Below are 17,204 nucleotides of genomic sequence, written 5' to 3'. Positions count from 1 at the left end.
CCCACCTCTCCGCTTACGCCGCGGCGTCGGCCGACTTGAACGGGAAGCCGAGCGCCTTCAGCAGCGCGCGACCCTCGTCGTCCGTCTTGGCCGTGGTGACCACGGTGATGTCGAAACCGCGGACGCGGTCGATCTTGTCCTGATCGATCTCGTGGAACACGCTCTGCTCCTGGAGACCGAAGGTGTAGTTGCCGTTGCCGTCGAACTGCTCACCCGACAGACCGCGGAAGTCGCGGATGCGGGGCAGAGCGAGGTTCACCAGGCGGTCCAGGAACTCCCACGCGCGGTCACCGCGGAGGGTGACGTGCGCGCCGATGGCCTGGCCCTCGCGCAGCTTGAACTGCGCGATCGACTTGCGAGCCTTGGTGACGATGGGCTTCTGACCGGTGATCCGGGTGAGGTCCTCGACCGCACCATCGATCACCTTGCTGTCGCGAGCCGCCTCGCCGACACCGGTGTTGACGACCACCTTGACCAGGCCGGGGATCTGCATGACGTTGGCGTAGCCGAACTGCTCCTGCAGAGCCTTCTTGATCTCGGTGTTGTACTTGGCCTTCAGGCGGGGCTGCACCTTGACAGCCTCCGCAGCCTCAGTCGCTGCCATCAGAGGTCCTTACCTGACTTCTTCGCGTAGCGCACGCGGACCGTGCGCTTCACGCCGTCCTTGACCTGCTCCTCGACCCGGTGGCCGACGCGGGTCGGCTGCTTGGTCGAGGGGTCCACGACGGCGACGTTGGAGATGTGGATCGGGGCCTCGACGGTCTCGATCCCACCCGTCTTGGTGCCGCGCTGGGTCTGGCCGACACGGGTGTGCTTGGTGACGTAGTTCACGCCCTCCACCACGACGCGGTTCTGCTCGACGAGGACCTCGAGGACCTTGCCCTGCTTGCCGCGGTCGCCGCCCTTGTCCTGCTTGCGACCGGTGATGACCTGAACCAGGTCGCCCTTCTTGATGTTCGCCATGATCAGATGACCTCCGGGGCGAGCGAGACGATCTTCATGAACTTCTTGTCGCGAAGCTCACGACCGACCGGTCCGAAGATACGGGTGCCGCGGGGCTCCCCGTCGTTCTTCAGGATCACGGCGGCGTTCTCGTCGAACTTGATGTACGAGCCGTCGGGACGGCGCGTGGACTTGACGGTGCGGACGATGACGGCCTTGACCACATCGCCCTTCTTGACGTTTCCACCGGGGATCGCGTCCTTGACCGTCGCGACGATGGTGTCGCCCAGGCCCGCGTAACGACGGCTGGAACCGCCGAGAACACGGATGGTGAGCAGCTCCTTCGCGCCGGTGTTGTCGGCGACCTTGAGGCGGGACTCGGTCTGAATCACTTTGCCTTCTCCAGGATCTCCACCAGACGCCAGCGCTTGGTGGCGCTCAGCGGGCGGGTCTCGTTGATGAGGACCAGGTCGCCGATGCCGGCGCTGTTGGTCTCGTCGTGGGCCTTGACCTTCGAGGTCTGGCGGATGACCTTGCCGTAAAGCGGGTGCTTCACGCGGTCCTCGACCTCGACCACGATGGTCTTGTCCATCTTGTCGCTGACCACGTAGCCACGACGGGCCTTGCGGTAACCACGGGCGCCGGCCTCGCGCACATCGTGCGCGGCGTGCTCGACGGCCTCAGCAGCCTTCTTCTCAGCCATTACTCGGCCTCCTCCTTCGGCGCGTCGGCCTCTTCGGCCTTCTTCGCCTTCGCCTTGGACGCCTTCTTGGCCGGAGCCTCGACCGGAGCGGGCGTCGCACGGATGCCCAGCTCGCGCTCGCGGATCACGGTGTACAGGCGCGCGATGTCGCGCTTGACGGCGCGGATGCGGCCGTGGCTCTCCAGCTGGCCGGTGGCCGACTGGAAACGGAGGTTGAACAGCTCCTCCTTGGCCTTGCGCAGCTCCTCGACGAGGCGCTGGTCTTCGAACGTGTCGAGCTCGGCAGGTGCGAGCTCCTTGGTGCCGATCGCCATTACGCGTCGCCCTCCTCGCGCTTGATGATGCGTGCCTTGAGCGGCAGCTTGTGAATGGCCCGGGTGAGGGCTTCGCGTGCGAGCTCCTCGTTCACGCCCGCGACCTCGAAGAGGACACGGCCCGGCTTGACGTTGGCGACCCACCACTCGGGGGAACCCTTACCGGAACCCATGCGGGTCTCGGCAGGCTTCTTGGTGAGGGGACGGTCGGGGTAGATGTTGATCCACACCTTTCCACCGCGCTTGATGTGACGCGTCATGGCGATACGAGCGGACTCGATCTGACGGTTGGTCACGTAAGCGGGAGTCAGAGCCTGGATGCCGAACTCGCCGAAGGAGACCTTCGTGCCGCCGGTCGCCTGGCCCGAACGCTTCGGGTGGTGCTGCTTGCGGTACTTGACCTTGCGAGGGATGAGCATTATGCCGACGCTCCTTCTGCGACAGGCGCCTCGTTGCGAGGCGCGCGACGACGGTCGCCACGCTCGCGCTGCGGCTTCATGTTGGCCTGCTCGCGTGCGAGTTCCTTGTTGGTGAGGTCGCCCTTGTAGATCCAGACCTTCACGCCGATGCGGCCGAAGGTGGTCTTGGCCTCGTAGAAGCCGTAGTCGATGTTCGCGCGCAGCGTGTGCAGCGGCACACGACCCTCGCGGTAGAACTCGGAGCGGCTCATCTCCGCGCCGCCGAGGCGGCCGGAGACCTGGATGCGGATGCCCTTGGCGCCGGCGCGCTGCGCGCCCTGCAGACCCTTGCGCATCGCACGACGGAACGCCACGCGAGCAGACAGCTGCTCGGCGATGCCCTGCGCGACGAGCTGAGCGTCGGCCTCGGGGTTCTTGACCTCGAGGATGTTCAGCTGGATCTGCTTGCCGGTGAGCTTCTCGAGGTCACCGCGGATGCGCTCCGCCTCGGCGCCGCGGCGGCCGATGACGATGCCCGGACGTGCGGTGTGGATGTCCACACGCACGCGGTCGCGGGTGCGCTCGATCTCGATGCCCGAGACGCCGGCGCGGTCGAGCTGCGTCTGCAGCAGGCGACGGATCTTGATGTCCTCGGCGACGTAGTCGGCGTAACGCTGGCCGGGCTTCGTCGAGTCCGAGAACCAACGAGACACGTGGTCCGTGGTGATGCCGAGGCGGAAGCCGTACGGGTTGACTTTCTGGCCCATTACTTGCTCGCCTTCTTCGTCTTGGCCGCCGGAGCCGCGTCAGCGACCTCGGGGGTGGCCAGCACGACCGTGATGTGGCTCGTGCGCTTCTTGATCTGGAAAGCGCGACCCTGAGCGCGGGGCTGGAAACGCTTGAGCGTCGTGCCCTCGTCGACGTACGCGTTCTTCACGTACAGGTCCTGCTCGTCCAGGTACTCGCCGTCGCGATCTGCCTTGACCTGTGCGTTCGCGATCGCAGCGTGCACGAGCTTGTAGATCGGCTCGCTTGCGCCCTGCGGGGCGAACTTGAGGATGGCCAGTGCTTCCTGCGCCTGCTTGCCCTTGATGAGGGCGACGACACGACGAGCCTTCTGCGGGGTCACGCGGATGTGCTTCACGCGTGCGATGGAGTCGACCATTAGCGGCGCCGCCCCTTCTTGTCGTCCTTCTCGTGGCCGCGGAAGGTGCGGGTGGGCGCGAACTCGCCCAGCTTGTGGCCGACCATGGTCTCGGTCACGAACACGGGGATGTGCTTGCGACCGTCGTGGACGGCGATCGTGTGACCCAGCATGGCCGGGATGATCATCGACCGGCGGGACCAGGTCTTGATGACGTTCTTGGAACCGGCCTCGTTCTGACCGACCACCTTGCGAAGCAGGTGCTCGTCGACGAAGGGGCCCTTCTTAAGACTGCGTGGCATCTTCCTCTACTCCTACTTGCGCTTCTTGCCGGCGTTACGGCGACGCACGATGTACTTGTCGGATTCCTTGTTGGCGTGACGGGTACGACCCTCGGCCTGGCCCCACGGGGAGACGGGGTGACGTCCACCGGACGTCTTGCCCTCACCACCACCGTGCGGGTGGTCGACCGGGTTCATCGCGACACCGCGGACGGTCGGGCGGACGCCCTTCCAGCGCTTGCGGCCGGCCTTGCCCCAGTTGATGTTCGACTGCTCGGCGTTGCCGACCTCGCCGATGGTCGCGCGGCAGCGCGCATCGACGTTGCGGATCTCGCCCGAGGGCAGACGCAGCTGAGCGTAGGGGCCGTCCTTCGCGACCAGACGCACCGAGGCGCCGGCCGAACGCGCCATCTTCGCACCGCCGCCGGGACGCAGCTCGATCGCGTGGATCACGGTACCGGTGGGGATGTTCTTCAGCGGCAGGTTGTTGCCGGGCTTGATGTCGGCGCCGGCACCGGACTCGACGATGTCGCCCTGCTTCAGCTTGTTCGGCGCGAGGATGTAGCGCTTCTCGCCGTCGAAGTAGTGCAGCAGCGCGATGCGCGCGGTGCGGTTGGGGTCGTACTCGATGTGAGCGACCTTGGCGTCGATGCCGTCCTTGTCATTGCGACGGAAGTCGATGACGCGGTACTGGCGCTTGTGGCCACCACCGATGTGACGGGTCGTGATGCGGCCCTGGTTGTTGCGACCACCGGTCTTCGAGAGCGGACGCAGCAGCGACTTCTCCGGCGTCGATCGGGTGATCTCGGCGAAGTCGGCCACCGACGAACCGCGGCGACCCGGGGTCGTGGGCTTGTACTTGCGAATAGCCATTATCTGTCCTTATCCCCCGGTCAGCCGACTGCCGTGAAGATGTCGATGGAACCCGACTTCAGCGCGACGATGGCGCGCTTGGTGTCCTTGCGCTTACCGGTGCCGAAACGGGTGCGGCGGGCCTTGCCGACGCGGTTGATCGTGTTGACCGAAGCCACCTTGACACCGAAGATCTTCTCGATGGCGAGCTTGATCTCGGTCTTCGAGGCGCGGGGGTCCACCAGGAAGGTGTACTTGCCCTCGTCGATCAGACCGTAGCTCTTCTCGGAGACGACCGGGCCCAGGATGATGTCGCGCGGGTCCTTGTTCAGGGCCGTTGCGAGGATGTTCTGCTCAGTCATGCCGAGACCTCCTCGGTTGCGCCGGTCTTCGAGGCGATGAAGGCCTCGAGGGCGGCCTTGGTGAAGACGATGTCGTCGGAGACGACCACGTCGTAGGCGTTCAGCTGGTCGAAGCTGAGCACGTGCACGTTCGGAAGGTTCCGGACGCTCTTCACGGTCAGCTCGTCGCTGCGCTCGATGACGACGAGCACGTTCTTCGGACCGGCGACGGCGGCGAGCAGGCCCGCAGCGGTCTTGGTCGAAGGCGTGGCGTCGGCGACGAAGGCCTCGACAGCGTGCAGGCGCTCACCGCGGAAGCGGTCGCTGAGCGCGCCCAGCAGGGCGGCGGCGATCATCTTCTTGGGGGTGCGCTGCGAGTAGTCGCGCGGCTTCGGACCGTGGACGATGCCACCACCGGTCATGTGCGGCGCGCGGATGGAGCCCTGACGGGCGTTACCCGTGCCCTTCTGCTTGAAGGGCTTGCGGCCTGCACCGGAGACCTCACCGCGACGCTTGGTCGAGTGGGTGCCCTGGCGTGCGGCAGCGAGCTGCGCGACGACGACCTGGTGGATCAGCGGGACGTTGGTCTTGACGTCGAAGATGGCGGCGGGCAGCTCGATGGAGCCGGCCTTCTTGCCGTCGACTGCGATGACGTCGAGCGCGAGAGTCGAGTCAGCCATGATCAGGCACCCTTCACTGCGTTGCGGACGAAGACGATGCGACCACGTGCGCCGGGGACGGCGCCCTTGACGAGCAGCAGACCCTTCTCGACGTCGACGGCGTGCACCGTGAGGTTGAGGACGGTCACGCGCTCGCCACCCATACGGCCGGCCATGCGCATGCCCTTGAACACGCGGCTCGGGGTCGACGAGGCGCCGATCGAGCCGGGCTTGCGGTGGTTGCGGTGCGCACCGTGCGATGCCGAGACGCCCTTGAAGTTGTGGCGCTTCATGACACCCGCGGTGCCCTTGCCCTTGCTGGTGCCCACGACGTCGACCAGCTGGCCGGCCTCGAAGGTGCCGTCCACGGTCAGCTCCTGGCCGAGCGCGTAGTCAGCGGCATCCGCGGTGCGGATCTCGGTGACGTGGCGACGCGGCGTGACGCCGGCGGCCTCGAAGTGAGCGGTGAGCGGCTTGTTGACCTTGCGGGGGTCGATCTGACCGTAGGCGATCTGAACGGCGTTGTAGCCGTCCTTCTCGGGGGTACGGATCTGGGTGACCACGTTCGGGGCCAGCTCGATGACGGTGACGGGAACGAGCTTGCCGTTCTCGTTCCACACCTGGGTCATGCCGAGCTTGGTGCCGAGCATGCCCTTGGAGATCTTTGCGTTGATGTCAGCCATGTCGAACCTCAGAGCTTGATCTCGATGTTGACATCGGCCGGAAGGTCGAGACGCATCAGCGAGTCGACAGCCTTGGGCGTCGGGTCGACGATGTCGATCAGACGCTTGTGGGTGCGCATCTCGAAGTGCTCGCGGCTGTCCTTGTACTTGTGGGGGGAACGGATCACGGCGATCACGTTCTTCTCCGTGGGAAGCGGCACCGGGCCGACGACAGTCGCGCCCGCACGGGTCACGGTGTCGACGATCTTGCGGGCCGACGTGTCGATGACCTCGTGGTCATACGACTTCAGGCGAATGCGGATCTTCTGTCCCGCCATTGTCTGCTCTCTCTCTATAAGCGTCTTACCGACCGGGGCCGGGTGACCCTGGGGCATTGGACGCACCTCGGCGCTGTTCACGCCTCGGCACTCGATCGGCTCCGAAGAGCCTCTCTGCGCACCACTGTTCTGCTGTCATTCCGCGCGCCGGAACGCGCGGCATCCGACTTCCTGCCATGCAGGCACACCAGGACCCCTGTGAGGAGGTGTCGGATTGTGTGTTCTGCTGCCCGCGGCCTAGAACCCTGCGCATGCTCGTGATGAGCGCGCCGCCTATGCACTTTCGTGGCAGTGATCCCGCGCATCGCGAAGAGCGCAGGAATGTGGAACCTGTCTATTCTGCCATGACCGATTCGCCTACTGCAAACCCGGGCGTGTCGCGCTCCGATTCCGCGTCTTCCCGGGCGTCTGCGAGGTGCGGCTCAAGACGCTGGGCGGAGCATCCCCATGCTCCGCCCAGCGCTATGGGAGGCCCGGTGGGAGGGGACGCACCGGGCAGGAGGTGCCGACGAGAAGGGATGCCGGTCGCCTCGCTCAGGTGCGCGACCGGACGGTCGCGCAGACATGGCGATGCATCCGTGGTCGACCCACGTGCGCGGCACGGCGTTCCCCATGATGAATCCCCAGTCATTCGGATGCCGTGCCCCCACGGCATCCTTCGCCGCACAGATCCCCAGGCGGCGCTCACAGTCTAGAGGAGAATCCGCTTGCGCGACATAGCAGAGGGCGACGCGCCTCTCGGCGCGTCGCCCTCCTGGATCCGGCGAGTGCTGTTACTCGTTGCCGACGGCTCCGTCGACGTTGTCGCGGACGCCGTCGATCTGCTCGGCGGCACCCGGGGCGACCTTCTTGGCGAGGTCAGCCGCTCCGTCGAGGAGCTTGTCGCTGATGCCCTCGGCCTGCTCGCTGTGCAGCAGCTCCTCGACCTTCTCCTTGTTCTGCTCGAACAGTTCCTTGCCCTGGTTGACGAGATCCTCGATGCCCATGGGTTCCTCCCCCTGTCGCTTCGCGCAGTTCTCTGCGCCACGTACAGTTCTACGCGATGCACGCGGCTCCGACAAGAGCCGGGATCGTCCCGGCGCGTCGGCGGCGGCCCCTCGGGGAAGACGAAAGGGGCCGGGCCCGAAGGCCCGACCCCTGAGGTCGCTTGAGAAGCGGAATTACGCGTTGATCTTCGTCACCGTGCCGGCGCCGACGGTGCGGCCACCCTCACGGATCGCGAAGCCGAGGCCCTCTTCCATGGCGATCGGCTGGATCAGCTCGACCGACATGTCGGTGGTGTCGCCAGGCATGACCATCTCGGTGCCCTCGGGCAGCGTGATGACGCCGGTGACGTCCGTGGTGCGGAAGTAGAACTGCGGACGGTAGTTCGTGTAGAACGGGTTGTGACGGCCACCCTCGTCCTTCGAGAGGATGTAGGCGGTGCCCTCGAAGTTGGTGTGCGGGGTGATCGAGCCCGGCTTCACGACGACCTGACCGCGCTCGACGTCCTCGCGCTTGGTGCCGCGGAGCAGCAGACCGCAGTTCTCGCCGGCCCATGCCTCGTCGAGCTGCTTGTGGAACATCTCGATACCGGTGACCGTGGTCTTCTGCGTCGGGCGGATGCCGACGATCTCGACCTCGGAGTTGATGGCCAGGGTGCCACGCTCGGCGCGGCCCGTGACGACGGTGCCACGACCGGTGATCGTGAAGACGTCCTCGATCGGCATCAGGAACGGCTTGTCACGGTCGCGCTCCGGGTCCGGCACGCTGTCGTCGACGGCCTGCATGAGGTCAAGGATCGCCTTGACCCACTTCTCGTCGCCCTCGAGCGCCTTCAGCGCCGAGACCTGCACGACGGGAGCGTTGTCACCGTCGAAGCCCTGCGACGAGAGCAGCTCGCGGACCTCGAGCTCGACGAGCTCCAGGATCTCCTCGTCGTCGACCATGTCGCTCTTGTTCAGGGCGACGAGCAGGTACGGCACGCCGACCTGCTTGGCGAGCAGCACGTGCTCGCGGGTCTGAGCCATCGGGCCGTCGGTGGCGGCGACCACGAGGATCGCGCCGTCCATCTGGGCAGCACCGGTGATCATGTTCTTGACGTAGTCGGCGTGGCCGGGGGCGTCGACGTGCGCGTAGTGGCGCTTCGGGGTCTCGTACTCGATGTGCGAGATGTTGATCGTGATACCGCGCTGACGCTCCTCGGGAGCCGAGTCGATCGAGGCGAAGTCACGCTGGACGTTGGTCTCCGACGGGTAGGTGTCGGCGAGCACCTTCGAGATCGCGGCAGACAGCGTGGTCTTGCCGTGGTCGACGTGACCGATCGTTCCGATGTTGACGTGCGGCTTGGTGCGCTCGAACTTGGCCTTGGCCACTGGGTCCTCCTCAGGACGTTCGTGTAGAGACGGCCGGGCACTGGATTGTGACCGGCTCCCTACGGGTTAGGTTTCTCAGTTTAGTAGAGAGGGAATGTGAAGTTGTAGGGAGCCCGGGATGCCGTTCGCACGGCATCCCGGACAAGGACTTACTCGCCCTTGGTCTTCTGGATGATCTCGTCAGCGACGGCGCGAGGAACCTCGGCGTAGCTGTCGAACTCCATCGAGTACACGGCGCGGCCCGAGGTCTTCGAGCGCAGGTCGCCGATGTAGCCGAACATCTCGGACAGCGGGACCGATGCGCGCACGACCTTGACGCCCTGGGCGTCCTCCATCGACTGGATCTGGCCACGACGCGAGTTCAGGTCGCCGATGACGTCGCCCATGTACTCCTCGGGAGTACGGACCTCGACGGCCATCAGCGGCTCGAGCAGCACGGGGTTCGCCTTGCGGACGGCCTCCTTGAAGCCCATCGAGCCGGCGATCTTGAACGCCATCTCCGAGGAGTCGACATCGTGCGATGCGCCGTCGATCAGGCGGGCCTTCACGCCGACCATGGGGTAGCCGGCGAGCACACCGGTGTTCATGGCGTCCTGGAAGCCCTGGTTGGTCGGCTCGATGTACTCGCGCGGGATGCGACCACCGGTGACCTCGTTGGAGAACTCGTAGGTCTTGTCGGCCGTGACCTCGAGGGGCTCGATCGTGAACTGGATCTTCGCGAACTGGCCCGAACCACCGGTCTGCTTCTTGTGCGTGTAGTCGTGCTTCTCGACGGTCTTCTTGATCGTCTCGCGGTACGCCACCTGCGGCTTGCCGACGTTGGCCTCGACCTTGAACTCGCGCTTCATGCGGTCCACGAGGATGTCCAGGTGCAGCTCGCCCATGCCCTTGATGGTCGTCTGACCGGTCTCGGGGTTCAGCTCGGTGCGGAAGGTCGGGTCCTCCTCGGCCAGCTTCTGGATCGCGGTGCCCAGCTTCTCCTGGTCGGCCTTGGTCTTCGGCTCGATGGCGACCTCGATCACGGGCTCCGGGAACGTCATCGACTCGAGGACGACCGGGGCGGCCGGGTCGGCGAGGGTGTCACCGGTGGTGGTGTCCTTCAGGCCGATGACGGCGTAGATGTTACCGGCGGTCAGCGAGTCGACCGGGTTCTCCTTGTTGGCGTGCATCTGGAAGATCTTTCCGATGCGCTCCTTCTTGCCCTTGGTCGAGTTGACGACCGCGGAGCCGGAGTCCAGGTGGCCCGAGTACACGCGCACGTAGGTCAGACGGCCGAAGAACGGGTGCACGGCGACCTTGAAGGCGAGCGCGGAGAACGGGTCGTTGGCGTCGGGGTGACGCTCGATGACCTTCTCCTCGTCCTTCGGGTCGTGCGCCTCGATGGCGCCCACGTCGAGCGGGTTCGGCAGGAAGTCGACGACGGCGTCCAGCATCGGCTGCACACCGCGGTTCTTGAACGCCGAACCGCACAGGACGGGGTAGATCTCGTTCGCGACGACCATCTTGCGGATGGCGCCCTTGATCTCGGCGACCGTGAGCTCCTCGCCACCGAAGAACTTCTCGAGCAGCGCGTCGTCGGTCTCGGCGACGGTCTCGAGCAGCTGCTGGCGGTACTCCTCGGCCTTGGCCTGGAGGTCGGCCGGGATCTCCTGGATCTCGTACGACGCGCCCATGGTCACGTCACCCTTGGCATCGCCGGGCCACACCAGTGCGCGCATCTCGATCAGGTCGACGACACCGACGAAGTCGTTCTCGGCACCGATCGGGAGCTGCAGCACGAGCGGCTTGGCGCCCAGGCGGTTCACGATGGTGTCGACGGTGTAGTAGAAGTCGGCGCCCAGCTTGTCCATCTTGTTGACGAAGCAGATGCGGGGCACGTTGTACTTGTCGGCCTGACGCCACACGGTCTCGGACTGGGGCTCGACGCCCTCCTTGCCGTCGAAGACGGCGACAGCACCGTCGAGCACGCGGAGCGAGCGCTCCACCTCGACCGTGAAGTCCACGTGGCCGGGGGTGTCGATGATGTTGATCTGGTTCTTGTTCCAGAAGCAGGTCACGGCGGCAGACGTGATCGTGATGCCGCGCTCCTTCTCCTGCTCCATCCAGTCGGTCGTCGAGGCGCCGTCGTGGGTCTCGCCGAGCTTGTGGTTGACACCCGTGTAGAACAGGATGCGCTCGGTGGTGGTGGTCTTGCCGGCATCGATGTGCGCCATGATGCCGATGTTGCGGACCTTGCTCAGGTCGGTGAGCACTTCTTGTGCCACGGGGGTTCCTCCGGGATGGTTCAGGAACGAACAGTTGGTGGGAGCGGATGCCTCCGATGGCGGCATCCGCTCAGCCCGTTACCAGCGGTAGTGGGCGAAGGCGCGGTTCGACTCGGCCATCTTGTGGGTGTCCTCGCGGCGCTTGACCGCGGCACCCAGACCGTTCGACGCGTCCAGGATCTCGTTCTGCAGGCGCTCGGTCATCGTCTTCTCACGACGACCCTTCGCGTAGCTGACCAGCCAACGCAGCGCGAGGGTGTTCGCACGGTGCGGCTTGACCTCGACGGGCACCTGGTAGGTCGAGCCGCCGACGCGACGGCTGCGGACCTCGAGGGTGGGGCGCACGTTGTCGAGCGCCTTCTTGAGGGTGGCGACGGCGTCCTGGCCGTTCTTCGCCTCGACGCCGCGGAGGGCGCCGTAGACGATCGACTCGGCGAGCGACTTCTTGCCGTCGACGAGGATCTTGTTCACCAGCGAGGTGACGATCGGAGCACCGTAGACCGGGTCGTTGACGACCGGGCGCTTGGGAGCGGGTCCCTTACGAGGCATCTAACTCAACCCTTCTTCGCGCCGTAGCGGGAACGAGCCTGCTTACGGTTCTTGACGGCCTGGGTGTCCAGGGCGCCACGGACGATCTTGTAGCGGACACCGGGGAGGTCCTTCACACGGCCACCGCGCACGAGCACCAGCGAGTGCTCCTGCAGGTTGTGACCCTCACCGGGGATGTACGCGGTCACCTCGGTGCCGTTGCGGAGCTTCACACGAGCGACCTTGCGCATCGCCGAGTTCGGCTTCTTCGGGGTGGTGGTGTACACACGGGTGCACACGCCGGCCTGCTGCGGGTTCGACTTCAGGGCGGGCGCCTTGGTCTTCGAGACCTTGGGCGTACGTCCCTTGCGAACCAACTGCTGAATCGTTGGCACGTTCTCTCCTAATAGTGCTGCACGGTGACAGCATGATGGGTTTCACATCATGACCCACCGGCAGGACGGAACCGCCCTGCTTTTGGTGTGATGGGTATGCCGTGGGGGCGAACCGGCGGTGCCGGCGCCCAGCATGCGCGCACAGCCGTGCGCACACCCGATCAAGTGTAATGCGGCGTAACCCCGACGGTCAAATGACGGCGGACGCCACGCCGGTCTCCCGAGATCTCATCGCAGATCCCGCATCCGCGCCACCACGCTGCGGTCGGCGCCCTCGCGCCGCTCCCCCGCGACGGCGATGATCAGCAGCACCGCGCCGATGGTCGCCAGCGTGATCCACCACGGCATGGACTCGATCCCCCGTCCGAGCTGCACCGCGAACACGAACACGTTCTCGACCGGCAGCACGATCAGGCCGATCACGAACGGCGCGGCCAGCCGGCGCGCGGCCCCGACCAGGATCGCGGCGAGCGCGAGCACCATCACGAGGATCGCCCGCCAGGTGAGCGGATCGGTGAAGGTGGACACGACGGATGCCGACATCATCACGATCAGGCCGGGCGCGAGCAGCGGCCAGGACCCCCGCCAGCCGTGCGGCCAGGCGTCCAGGACCGGAAGATCGCGCACCGGGTCCGCACCCAGGGCATCCGCTCCCCTGACTCCGCCCGCGGAGCGCAGGCCGAGGGCGCCCGCGGCGAGCAGGAACAGGCCGAGCGGCAGCGAGAACGTCTCCACGCGCAGTTCGCGGGGACTCCAGGCGACGACGGCGGTGATGAAGGCGAGGCCGAACAGCACCCACACCGGCGGGAGCGTCGCCGAGGGTCGGCGCGCGGTCAGCACCATCAGGGTCAGCCAGCCGAGCATGAGCGTCCACATCCCCCAGATCACGAACCAGTCCTCCGCGATCGCGGGCCACACGCCGACGCCGAAGGCGAGCGCGCCGGGCACGGCGAGCCAGCGGGAGGCCGCCAGCACCGCGGACGCGGCGTGCGCCTCGCGCGGAGATGTGCGCTCCGCGCGGACGTTCTGCGCCGATCCGTCCGCGGGAGGCGCACTTTCCCGCGGCTGGCGCACGGCGGACGCGGCGGACGCCGTGGCGCGCAGCATCCGTGCGGCGACTAGCAGCGCGAGCGCGGACAGGGCGCTGGATCCCGCACAGAGCAGGAAGAGCCCGGCGTCGCCGCCCAGCACCGGCGAGCGGTCCAGGCCGCTCCCCCAGCGCACCGACTGGGCGGTGCCGCCGAGCGCGGCGACGGATGCCAGCAGGATCGCGGTCGCGCGCAGCGGGCGCAGCCTCCGCATCCGCGGACCCGCCGCCCTGCTCACGAGCGCGGCGAGTGCGAGCAGGATCCAGGCCGAGGCGAGCAGCGCATGCGCACGCCAGGGCACCTCGGCCATGCCGCGGCCCGCGATCAGCAGGACCAGCACGGGGATGATCGCTCCTGCGAGGCCTGCGGCGAACAACGGGACGGCTCGGGCCCCGCGCAGCGCGAGCAGAACGGCGATCAGCGCCGCGGCGAGCGCGGGCGGGAGCAGGTAGGCCTCGGCGAGCCGCACGCCGTTCAGCGCCCACAGCGACCAGAGCGCGCCCGTGAACGCGACGCCGGCGACCCACCATCCGTACCGGCGTGCGGCGAGGAGGGAGGTGAGCGCCGCTCCGACGCCGAGCAGGATCAGCACCAGGCACGCGGTGCCGAAGCCGGCCGCCTCGCGGGCCAGCGCCAGCAGCACGGCGATCGCGCCGGTGAGCAGCGCGGACGCCTCGATCGCGACCCGGGCCGCATCCGCCGTGGCGGCGATGCGTCCGCGGGCGACGAGCCCGTCGCGGATCATACGACCCGAAGGCAGCACGAGCGCGATGACCGCCGCGATGATCGGCAGCACGACCGGCGACCCGCTCTGCACCAGCAGCTGGGCGCCCAGGCACAGGATCACGACCGCGAGCGTCGGCACCAGCAGCCCCGCCGCGACCGTGCGGATGACCACCGTCAGGCCCTCGCGACGCGTCAGCAGCAGGGCGAGGGCGAGCCCGAACATCAGCCCGGTCGACAGCGCGGTCCAGCCGCTGCGCTCGAACACCACCTGGACGACGCCCAGGGCGAAGGGCACGGTGGCGACGACCAGCACGGTCTGCCAGTTCCGCGCGTGCACGACGGGGAGGAACGTGGCCACGACGGCCCCGAGAAGTCCTGCGGATGCCGTCAGGCTCAGCAGCGCGACGCCGTCGACCCCGGCCAGCGACAGCGCCGTCCCGACCAGGACCAGCGCGTAGGCGTATCCGATGCCCACGTGCAGGAAACGGGCCGCCTCGGGCACGGTCAGCGCGACTGCAGCGAGCACGACGAGGGTGGCGGTCCCGGCGTACGGCACGAGCGCCCGATCCTGCCAGGACAGCAGCACCGCGACCGCCAGCGCGAGGTGCACGGCGATGACGAGCAGAACCCGCAGCGACGTCCATGCGGGCGCCTTGCGCGCGGCGCCGTCCGGCGCGATGTCGGGCGCGGTCTCGGCCGTCGCGCCGGCCGCCGCGATGGCGGGCCTGATGCGGGTGAGGACGAGGGCGGTCCCCGCGGCCGCGATCAGCACTGCGGCGATCCCGATCGGAAGGGGCAGCACATGCGAGGCGGCCAGGCACAGCACCGCCGCGGTCGAGTACAGCACCGTCACGACCAGCGCCGCGGAGCGCAGCGGGCGGATGTCCGGGCGGATGCGCGTGCACAGCGCGAAGGCCCCGAAGCCCGCCGCGATGAGAGCGAGGGAGAGGAGCATCGCCCAGGTGCCCGATCCGAGAACCGGTGCGGAGCTCCCACCGGTGGTGTCCGCGATGGCGAAGCGGAGCAGCGTGGTTCCGATGAACCCGCCGGTGATCACCGCCGGGGCGCTGGTCACGCCCGCCGCCAGGCCGGCGCCGACGGCCATCGGGATGCGCGGGGTGCGCTGCGGCAGCGGGACGAGCGCGCACAGGATCAGCGCGATGACCGCGCCGGCGGGCGGGAACGCCATGAACCATGCGTAGTCGATCGATGCGGACTGCAGGAGTCCGGATGCCGCGAAGGCCCCTGCGCCCGTGATCAGCACGCCGGCGGCGAACGCCCAGGTCCTGGGGATCGTACGGGTCGTCGCCAGCACGGCGTGCCCGGCGAGCACCGCCAGTACCGCGGCGATCGACAGGCCGGTCGCACCGGTGAGGACGACGCGTCCGATCGCGAGGACCGTGACGAGCACCTGCAGTGCGGTGAGTGCCGCGAGCTCGGCGGCGAGCGGGCTGTGGGATGCGAGGCCGGGGGCAGCGCCCGCCACGGCATCCGGTCGCTCCGAGGCCTCGGGTCGCTCGGTGAGGTCGAGGTCCGTGAGCAGCGGCTCCGCGGCCGGAGGCGTATCGCCGTCGGCATCCGATCCGTCGTCGCGCGCCGGGAACCGGGGCGCGAACCGCGGCAGCAGGGCCATCAGGCCGGTCGCGGCGAAGGCGGAGGCCGCCAGCCACAGTGCCGCGCCGACGCTGGTCTGCGCGGCGAAGCCGAGCATGGCGGGGGCCGCGGCGAGCCCGAGCAACGAGGTCCACAGCCAGATGCGGATGCGAGCGCGCAGCGCGGCGGCGAGCATCAGGAGGCCCGCCGCGGCCGTCGCGATCGCGGCGGAGGTCCATGCCGAGCCGGCGCCCGGGAACGAGCCGGCGACGGCCTGCACGTCGAGGCCGACGAACACCAGACCGAGTCCTCCGACGGCCTCAGCAGACGACTGCAGTCGACGCCGTGCCAGCAGCCACGCGCCGCCCAGGAACGCCAGCGTCACTCCCGCGATGATCCAGCTGCGCACCGCGCGGTCGGCCAGCTCGGGGTTGAAGAAGGTGAACACGATCGCGGCGACCGCGAACAGCCCCGCCCCGGCGGTGGCGAGCACCGACTGCAGGCTCGCGCCGTCGGTCGCGGGCGGCGACGGACGCAGGGGCTGCACGCCGACGGCGCCCGGAACGGGCCCCGCCTGTGCGACCACGGGCGGTGCCGCCTGCACGACCGCGGGCGGCCCCGCCTGGCCCATCGGGGGCGCGACGGCGCCCACCGCAGTCGGCACGTGCACCAGCCTCGGGACGGTCGCGAGCAGCGCCTCCCGGGCGCGCAGCGACTCCGCCGCCAGCGTCGACGCGTTCCAGAGCGCGACGCCCTGCGGCCCGCTCAGATCGGCCCCGCAGTGCGCGCAGCGCCCCTCCACGAGATGCGACATCTCGCACAGCGGGCAGAGCCGCGCGTCGTTCAACCGCTCTATCGCAGCGTCCGACCACTTCATGAGCGCCCCCTCGGCTCGTATCTCAGGATGTCGCCGGGCTGGCACTCCAGCACCCGGCAGATCGCGTCCAGCGTGGTGAAGCGCACGGCCTTGGCCCGCCCGTTCTTCAGCACCGCCACGTTCGCCGGAGTGATGCCGATGGCATCGGCGAACTCCTGCACGCTCATCTTGCGACGGGCGAGCATCACGTCGATGTCGATCACGATGGGCATCAGACCACCTCGGACAGATCCTGCTCGAGCTGCAGCGCCTTGCGCAGCAGGCCGCGCATCACCCCGACCAGCAGCGCCAGCGAGAGACTCACCACCACGCCGAACACGGCGAGCACCAGGATGCTGGGGTTCACCGCACCGTCCTTCGCCAGCACGATGAACGAGGCGACGAGAAGCGCGGCGGCGGCCAGCATCGTGCCGATGATGATGTCGACCCAGCGGAAGGAGTGCGGGCTGAAGATGCGGTCGGCCCGCACCAGCGACAGCAGTGCGAACACGCAGACCAGCACGATCTGGACCAGGGCGAGGAACAGCACCGCGCCGATGATCCCGGGGACCTCGAGATACGCGAGGTCGGGGTTGCGGCGCGCGGTCTCGTCGGCGACGCCGGGGATCATGACCACCTGGACGAAGATCAGCAGTGCGATCAGCACGGCGATCATCGCCCTGAGCAGGAGTGTGGCGACGGGCTGCATGGCGCTCCTATCGAAAGACAGCAACTATCTATCGAAAAACGATAGCCAGCGGATGCA

At 67.9% G+C, this 17,204-nt stretch carries 22 protein-coding genes; all 22 read right to left on the bottom strand.

Annotated features, from left to right (window positions below):
- Positions 1–13 precede the first annotated feature (13 nt).
- On the bottom strand, positions 14–604 hold the full coding sequence (rplE, locus tag ACTJJ4_RS09465) for a 50S ribosomal protein L5 (protein WP_292704464.1): 591 nt from the start codon (positions 602–604) through the stop codon (positions 14–16).
- On the bottom strand, positions 604–963 hold the full coding sequence (gene rplX, locus ACTJJ4_RS09460) for a 50S ribosomal protein L24 (RefSeq protein ID WP_285637070.1): 360 nt from the start codon (positions 961–963) through the stop codon (positions 604–606). Before rplX ends, rplE begins: the two co-directional genes overlap by 1 nt.
- 2 nt (positions 964–965) lie before the next feature.
- A complete protein-coding gene (gene rplN, locus ACTJJ4_RS09455; RefSeq protein ID WP_028496524.1) occupies positions 966–1,334 on the bottom strand; it encodes a 50S ribosomal protein L14 in 369 nt (122 codons plus the stop codon).
- Positions 1,331–1,645: a 30S ribosomal protein S17 gene (gene rpsQ / locus ACTJJ4_RS09450; RefSeq protein ID WP_440943080.1), complete on the bottom strand. Its 315-nt coding sequence runs from the start codon at positions 1,643–1,645 to the stop codon at positions 1,331–1,333. Before rpsQ ends, rplN begins: the two co-directional genes overlap by 4 nt.
- Positions 1,645–1,959 (bottom strand): 50S ribosomal protein L29, encoded by a 315-nt coding sequence (gene rpmC / locus ACTJJ4_RS09445; protein WP_285637080.1) that lies wholly within the window; start codon positions 1,957–1,959, stop codon positions 1,645–1,647. The genes rpsQ and rpmC overlap by 1 nt, the downstream gene beginning before the upstream one ends.
- A complete protein-coding gene (gene rplP / locus ACTJJ4_RS09440; RefSeq protein ID WP_179410064.1) occupies positions 1,959–2,378 on the bottom strand; it encodes a 50S ribosomal protein L16 in 420 nt (139 codons plus the stop codon). Before rplP ends, rpmC begins: the two co-directional genes overlap by 1 nt.
- Positions 2,378–3,124, bottom strand: coding sequence for a 30S ribosomal protein S3 (rpsC, locus tag ACTJJ4_RS09435; RefSeq protein WP_193596808.1), 747 nt, complete (start codon positions 3,122–3,124; stop codon positions 2,378–2,380). Before rpsC ends, rplP begins: the two co-directional genes overlap by 1 nt.
- Positions 3,124–3,522 carry a 50S ribosomal protein L22 gene (gene rplV, locus ACTJJ4_RS09430; protein ID WP_285637090.1) on the bottom strand — a complete coding sequence of 133 codons (399 nt, stop codon included), beginning with the start codon at positions 3,520–3,522 and terminating at the stop codon, positions 3,124–3,126. Before rplV ends, rpsC begins: the two co-directional genes overlap by 1 nt.
- On the bottom strand, positions 3,522–3,803 hold the full coding sequence (gene rpsS, locus ACTJJ4_RS09425) for a 30S ribosomal protein S19 (RefSeq protein WP_197220002.1): 282 nt from the start codon (positions 3,801–3,803) through the stop codon (positions 3,522–3,524). The genes rplV and rpsS overlap by 1 nt, the downstream gene beginning before the upstream one ends.
- A gap of 12 nt (positions 3,804–3,815) precedes the next feature.
- Entirely contained in the window at positions 3,816–4,655 is an 840-nt protein-coding gene (gene rplB, locus ACTJJ4_RS09420) for a 50S ribosomal protein L2 (RefSeq protein WP_193596811.1), read from the bottom strand.
- Between the two features lie 20 nt (positions 4,656–4,675).
- Positions 4,676–4,996 carry a 50S ribosomal protein L23 gene (gene rplW, locus ACTJJ4_RS09415; protein WP_285637097.1) on the bottom strand — a complete coding sequence of 107 codons (321 nt, stop codon included), beginning with the start codon at positions 4,994–4,996 and terminating at the stop codon, positions 4,676–4,678.
- Positions 4,993–5,655, bottom strand: a complete 663-nt coding sequence (gene rplD / locus ACTJJ4_RS09410; RefSeq protein WP_285637100.1) for a 50S ribosomal protein L4 — start codon at positions 5,653–5,655, stop codon at positions 4,993–4,995. Before rplD ends, rplW begins: the two co-directional genes overlap by 4 nt.
- A gap of 2 nt (positions 5,656–5,657) precedes the next feature.
- Positions 5,658–6,317 (bottom strand): 50S ribosomal protein L3, encoded by a 660-nt coding sequence (gene rplC / locus ACTJJ4_RS09405; protein ID WP_285637105.1) that lies wholly within the window; start codon positions 6,315–6,317, stop codon positions 5,658–5,660.
- Positions 6,318–6,325: 8 nt separating this feature from the next.
- On the bottom strand, positions 6,326–6,634 hold the full coding sequence (gene rpsJ / locus ACTJJ4_RS09400) for a 30S ribosomal protein S10 (protein WP_193596815.1): 309 nt from the start codon (positions 6,632–6,634) through the stop codon (positions 6,326–6,328).
- Between the two features lie 773 nt (positions 6,635–7,407).
- Positions 7,408–7,620, bottom strand: coding sequence for a hypothetical protein (locus ACTJJ4_RS09395; RefSeq protein ID WP_285637108.1), 213 nt, complete (start codon positions 7,618–7,620; stop codon positions 7,408–7,410).
- 174 nt (positions 7,621–7,794) lie between these two features.
- A complete protein-coding gene (tuf, locus tag ACTJJ4_RS09390; protein WP_285637112.1) occupies positions 7,795–8,988 on the bottom strand; it encodes an elongation factor Tu in 1,194 nt (397 codons plus the stop codon).
- A 149-nt stretch (positions 8,989–9,137) separates the two neighbouring features.
- The gene (fusA, locus tag ACTJJ4_RS09385) at positions 9,138–11,252 is read right to left on the bottom strand and encodes an elongation factor G (protein ID WP_440943079.1); all 2,115 of its coding nucleotides are present in this window, start codon (positions 11,250–11,252) and stop codon (positions 9,138–9,140) included.
- Between the two features lie 78 nt (positions 11,253–11,330).
- A complete protein-coding gene (gene rpsG, locus ACTJJ4_RS09380) occupies positions 11,331–11,801 on the bottom strand; it encodes a 30S ribosomal protein S7 (RefSeq protein ID WP_017201608.1) in 471 nt (156 codons plus the stop codon).
- A 5-nt stretch (positions 11,802–11,806) separates the two neighbouring features.
- Entirely contained in the window at positions 11,807–12,175 is a 369-nt protein-coding gene (gene rpsL / locus ACTJJ4_RS09375; RefSeq protein WP_029145644.1) for a 30S ribosomal protein S12, read from the bottom strand.
- Positions 12,176–12,403: 228 nt separating this feature from the next.
- Complete coding sequence (locus ACTJJ4_RS09370) at positions 12,404–16,459, bottom strand: SCO7613 C-terminal domain-containing membrane protein (protein WP_440943078.1); 4,056 nt, start codon at positions 16,457–16,459, stop codon at positions 12,404–12,406.
- Positions 16,456–16,671 (bottom strand): helix-turn-helix domain-containing protein, encoded by a 216-nt coding sequence (locus ACTJJ4_RS09365; protein ID WP_285637125.1) that lies wholly within the window; start codon positions 16,669–16,671, stop codon positions 16,456–16,458. Before ACTJJ4_RS09365 ends, ACTJJ4_RS09370 begins: the two co-directional genes overlap by 4 nt.
- A complete protein-coding gene (locus ACTJJ4_RS09360; RefSeq protein ID WP_440943077.1) occupies positions 16,671–17,147 on the bottom strand; it encodes a DUF2975 domain-containing protein in 477 nt (158 codons plus the stop codon). The genes ACTJJ4_RS09365 and ACTJJ4_RS09360 overlap by 1 nt, the downstream gene beginning before the upstream one ends.
- Between the last annotated feature and the right edge of the window lie 57 nt (positions 17,148–17,204).

The organism is Microbacterium sp. 22195 (assembly GCF_052056515.1).
GTDB lineage: Bacteria > Actinomycetota > Actinomycetes > Actinomycetales > Microbacteriaceae > Microbacterium.
Note: the sequence above shows the minus strand (reverse complement) of the source record. Positions and strands in the feature narration are given on the sequence as shown.